The sequence below is a fragment of the Phytoactinopolyspora endophytica genome, from assembly GCF_004138495.1.
GTDB classification, from domain to species: Bacteria; Actinomycetota; Actinomycetes; order Jiangellales; family Jiangellaceae; genus Phytoactinopolyspora; species Phytoactinopolyspora endophytica.
This window is the reverse complement of sequence record NZ_ML142871.1, coordinates 100,879-102,098: the sequence shown is the minus strand read 5'-3', so window position 1 is coordinate 102,098 and position 1,220 is coordinate 100,879. Positions and strand designations below refer to the sequence as shown.

At 60.5% G+C, this 1,220-nt stretch carries 1 protein-coding gene; it reads left to right on the top strand.

Annotated features, from left to right (window positions below):
- The first annotated feature begins 167 nt into the window (after positions 1-167).
- Complete coding sequence (locus tag ELR45_RS30540) at positions 168-1,094, top strand: hypothetical protein (protein ID WP_129669654.1); 927 nt, start codon at positions 168-170, stop codon at positions 1,092-1,094.
- Positions 1,095-1,220 lie beyond the last annotated feature (126 nt).

Sequence of the window (1,220 nt, the reverse complement as noted above, 5' to 3'; positions counted from 1 at the left end):
CAGTGTGACTTCATGAGGCCCTTCTCGATGGTCACTGGCCGGTCACTGCTTGGTCACTGCTCACTTTTTACGGCGGGCAGTTCGCGAATCGGTCTTGTCGTGTTCACTTTTGCCACTTACGTTGATCGTCAATTCCCCGTCCGGGGTGTCCACGGAAGGAGAGCACGGTGTCCGAAAGTGAAGAATTCACCCGGTCCGCCATGTCCCGGCGGAACCTCCTGCTGGCCAGCGCGGCCGGTGTTGCCGGTGTTACCGGTGCCGCCGCCGGTCTGATCCGTCCCGACGATGCGTTCGCCGTCCAACCGTCCGACGACCAGATTCATCCTGACGACCTGTTCCATCCCGACGACTTGTTCCATTCCGGCGATGCGCTGGCCACCGAGTCGTCCGACGTCTCGCCGATGGCGTTGATCACGAGGAACTATCTGGGTACAACCGGTTGCAGGCTCTATTACGAGCCCAGCGGCAACGCAAGCAGCTTCACGTTCAACGACACGTACTACAGCCAGTTGAGTTCCTGGAAGAACTTCATTTACAACAATGCGCCGGACAGCTGGGGCTGGCCGTGGCGAATCTATACCTACGGCGCCTACGTGAACAAACCTGGAATGCACGGGCAGGGCCGTGCATTCGACCCCGCGAAAATCGTCTATAAGAACAGCAGTGGGATCACACATACGATCAGCATGCGCTATGACGTATGGCATGGTGGATCGAACGCGGCGCTGTATCGCAGACGGTATTGGGGAGCCGCGGCCAGCTTCGCACGTCGGTTCCGGCACGTCCTCACGTACGCGGATAACAGTACCCACCACAATCACATCCACGCCGACAACGCGATCTACGGCTCTACGACCGATTGCTACTACAGCACGGGCTCGACGTCGCAGACGTACATCGTCCAAGGGTGCTGCCGCGTCGTCTGGGGGCTCGGCACCGGGTTGGACGGCGACTACGGCCCAGAGACCGAACGGCACTCGAGGGAGGTACTGCGGCGGATCGGCCGGGATAGCGGCAACATCACCAACAAGTACAACTTCCGGGCGTTCCTCACCGCGTCCTTCCGCAAGGCCGTCGGCACACAGTCGTACTGACCTGATCGTCCATCCACTTTCGAGCTTTCTCCATCGCCAGGCGTGAACACGCGGGGCGGTCGTGCTGTGGACACCGTTCTCGACACGACCGCCCAGCTCATCGTCATGATCGCCTAGTGTCCCGTG